General features: G+C 74.1%; 3 protein-coding genes. All 3 read right to left on the reverse strand.

All coding sequences use genetic code 11. The features are described from left to right. A partial coding sequence (locus K6I34_RS33580; RefSeq protein WP_229331823.1) for a DUF6777 domain-containing protein occupies positions 1 to 1100 on the reverse strand: 1100 nt, incomplete at its 3' end. 89 nt (positions 1101 to 1189) lie between these two features. Then, positions 1190 to 2617, reverse strand: coding sequence for a serine/threonine-protein kinase (locus K6I34_RS33585; protein WP_229331824.1), 1428 nt, complete (start codon positions 2615 to 2617; stop codon positions 1190 to 1192). A 116-nt stretch (positions 2618 to 2733) separates the two neighbouring features. Next, a complete protein-coding gene (locus K6I34_RS33590; protein WP_229331825.1) occupies positions 2734 to 3498 on the reverse strand; it encodes a DUF72 domain-containing protein in 765 nt (254 codons plus the stop codon). Positions 3499 to 3690 lie beyond the last annotated feature (192 nt).

Here is a 3690-nt window from a genome sequence, read left to right on the forward strand (position 1 = left end):
GTGGGCGGGTACCCCGTGGCAGGGCGCTCCGTGGGCGGGTGTTTCGTCGGCTGTGGCTGCGTCCCGCCTCCCGTGGACGGGTTCGCGGCGGCCGTGCGCGTGGGCTTCGTCGTGGGCGGCGCGGACTCCGGGGGCGACACCGGCCCTGGCCCGGTGGGCGCCGCGGGCGAACCGGCGGCGGACGACGGCGGCTCCGTGACGCGTCGCGTCGGTCCCGTGGCCGTTCCCGTAGTGGGTTCCGTGGTGGGTTCCGTGACCCCTCCCGTCGGCGTTCCCGTCGGCTTTCCCGTCCCCGGCGACGGCTGCTTGGTGCCGCGCGCGGGTGGCGTGGCGCGGGGTGGCGGCGTCCAGTGGTAGGTCGCCGAGTCCTGGTCGCCGTCCGTGCCGACCTGGCGGTCGAACGCCTTGTCGCTCTGGAAGGGGTCGACGAGGGGGATCTTCTGGACCGGGCCCTTGTCCTTGGGCCGCGGTGTGATGACGGTGACCGTCGTCTCGCTGAAGGACTCCCACCGCACACCGACGTACGTGGACGCCTGGAGGTCCACGTCGCCGTCCGGTTCGCCGAGAGGGTTTCCGCAGTTGCACTTGACGGCGGGCCCTGTGTACGGGTCGTTGAGGACGGCGACGCCCTTCTGGAGCACGGACAGGTACTCCCTGGTGCGGCCGTCGCCCTGGTAGTCGTGGTTCTTGACGAGGGTGTCGTCGAGCAGGACGACCTCGGTGAGGCTGTCGATGTGGGCGGCGATGCGGTTCGGGTCGATGCCGCGGGCCTCCGCCCATGCCTTGGCCTCGACCGGGTCCTGCGTGATCTGTTTGATGAGCAGCCCCTTGTCGCAGTGCGCGGTCCCAGGGGTGCCGCCGAAGGCGCCGCGGGCGTCCGCCGCCTTCTGTCCGCCGCCTCCGGACGGGGACTTGACACCCTTGAGGTCGGTGTCCGGGTTCCGTACGAAGGGGTGGTCGCCCACCACCCCCACGGCCTCCAGGGCGAGCCGGGACGCCTTCTTCCGTTGCTCCGATGTGCATCCCGTGAGCGTCGCGGCGCCGATGACCGCGGGCACGGTGATCAGCGAGACGACCCGGAGCACAGTGACCAGCCGCATGAACGTACCCCCCGATAGCCGGTTCTGATGGTTCGACAGTTGTTCCGACGGCGGCCCGGCGGCGGCCGGGCCGTGCGTGTGCGTGGGCCTCACCCCGGTGGGCAGGTCGACAGCCAGCCCCCGTTGCAGGGGCCCGGCGAGCTCTTCCCGGTGCCCGCGGACGCGTAGCCCGAGGGGTAACCGGACGGGGAGTCCGACGGAGAGTCGCCGGACGGGGATTCCGACGGGCCTCCCGCCGGGGTGGGGCTCGCTCCCTGCCCGCCGCCGTCGGCGGGCTGTGTGGTTCCGGTGGTGGTTCCGGTGGTGGCCCCGCCCGGGTTCCCGCCGCCCGATCCGCCCGTGTCACGCGTGGCCAGCACGGCGACCGTGCCCCCGCCGACGAGCAGCAGGGCCAGCAGCGAACCGAGGAGCAGCGCGGTCGCGCGCCGCCGCGCGGCCGGTTCCGTACGGAGCACCGGGTACGCCGGTGACGGCACCGGCGACGGCATGCCCACGGGTACGGACGGCGGCATGCCCACGGACGGCGTGTGCACAGGCGGCGTGTGCGCAGGCGGCGCCGACGGTGACACCGCCGGTGGAGCACCCGAACTGTCGGGCGTGGGTGGCGACATGGCCGGGCCCGGCGTGGAGCGCTCGGTGGGGACGTAGCCGCCGGCCTGCCACCCGGGCCTGGTGGTCGGGTAGCCGGCCGCGACGGCGTCGAGCATCCGCTGTGCCTCCACCGAGCCCATGCGCGTACGCGGGTCCTTGCGGAGCAGCCCTTCGAGCAGCGGGGTGAGCGGCCCCGCCCGTCGGGGCGGCGGTGGGTCGTCCTGGACCACGGCCTGGAGCGTGCCGAGCGCCGAGGTGCGCCGGAAGGGCGAGACGCCTTCGAGCGCCGCGTAGAGGGTCGCCCCCAGGGACCAGAGGTCGGAGGGTGCCCCGGGCCGCTGTCCGAGGGCGCGTTCGGGGGCGAGGAAGTCGGGCGAGCCGACCAGGTCGCCGGTGCGGGTGAGGGTGCCGGAGCCCTCGACGAGAGCGATGCCGAAGTCGGTCAGGACCACCCTGCCGCCGGGCTCCAGCAGGACGTTCGCGGGTTTGACGTCGCGGTGGAGCACCCCGGAGGCGTGGGCGCTGCGCAGGGCGCGGAGGACCAGGGCGCCGATCCTGGCCGCCTCCTTGGGCGGGAGCACCCCCTGGTCGTGGAGGACGTCGGCGAGGGAGCGGCCGCGGACGAGCTCCATGACGATCCAGGGGCGGCCGTCGTGCTCGACGACGTCGTGGACGGTGATGACGTTCGGGTGGCTGACGCGGGCGGCGGCGCGGGCCTCCTGCTGGAGGCGTGCGTAGAGGACGCGCACGTCGGTCTCGCGCAGGTGTTCGGGGGCGCGGACCTCCTTGGCCGCGACCTCCCGGTCGAGGAGTTCGTCGAGGGCGCGCCAGACGACTCCCATGCCGCCGCTGCCCAGTGGTTCGATGAGCCGGTACCGCCCGGCCAGCACCGGTGGAGTGCCGCGCTCCGCGTCCATGCCGTACATGCCGTACGCCCCCTCCCCGTACGGACGGCACGCCGGCGCCGTGCGCGTTCGGGCCACATCCGCTCAGACGGGGCGGCCCCCGTGGCCGTTCCCTCCGGTACGGCTTCCTGTGGAGCTCACGCGGGGTGCTCGGGCGTACGGGTGACGGTGCGGCCGTGCGCGGCGGCGGCGCGGGCGAAGGCGACCGCGTCGTGGACGGCGGCGCCGCCGGGGTCGTTGTTGAAGTAGACGTGGACGTCGGCCTCGTCGGGCCACTGTCCGGCGATGCGCTCGGCCCAGCTGGTGAGCGCCTGGCGGCCGTAGCGCGGCCACGGCTGTGCCCTGCCGCAGTGGAAGCGGACGTAGCCCCAGTCGGCCGTCCGCCACAGGGGTGTCACGGGCCGGGAGTCGTGGTCGGCCCAGCACAGGGCGGCGCCGTGCCGCTCCAGCACGGCCCCGACGTCGTCGGTCCACCAGGAGGAGTGGCGGGGTTCGACGGCGACCCGGGTGCCGGAGGGGAAGCAGGCGAGGACGGCGTCGAGGGCCGCGGGGTCGGCGCGCAGGGTGGGCGGGAGCTGGAGGAGTACGGGTCCGAGCCGGTCCCCCAGGCCGACGGCGTGCTCCATGAGCCGGTGCACCGGCTCCTCGGGGTCGCGGAGCCGTTTGATGTGCGTCAGGTAGCGGCTGGCCTTGACCGCCATCACGAAGCCGTCGGGCGTGCGGTCGCGCCAGTCGGCGAAGGTGCCGGTCTCCGGCAGGCGGTAGAAGGCGGCGTTGTTCTCGACGGTGGCGAAGTGGCGGGCGTATTCCTCCAGCCACAGCCGCTGCGGGCAGTCGTCGGGGTAGAGGTCGCCGCGCCAGTCCTTGTACTGCCATCCCGAGGTGCCGACGAGGAGGGGCATGCAAGGATCATTGCCCGGGTGTCCCGCATCCGCCACCAGTGAGGCCACCAGCGAGGGGTGAGACCGGCGTGACCGACGCGACCTGCGTCTTCTGCACCATCGTGGCGGGTGACGCGCCCGCGCACCGGGTCCTGGAGGACGACGTGGCGGTGGCGTTCCTGGACGCCAGGCCGCTCTTCCCCGGGCATGTGC

The organism is Streptomyces sp. UNOC14_S4 (assembly GCF_020740835.1).
In the GTDB taxonomy this organism is placed as follows: Bacteria; Actinomycetota; Actinomycetes; order Streptomycetales; family Streptomycetaceae; genus Streptomyces.

What these genes read in the sequence shown, in the direction of transcription:
- K6I34_RS33585 (WP_229331824.1), bottom strand. Translation starts at nt 2,617, where the DNA reads ATGTACGGCATGGACGCGGAGCGCGGCACTCCACCGGTGCTGGCCGGG.
- K6I34_RS33590 (WP_229331825.1), bottom strand. Translation starts at nt 3,498, where the DNA reads ATGCCCCTCCTCGTCGGCACCTCGGGATGGCAGTACAAGGACTGGCGC.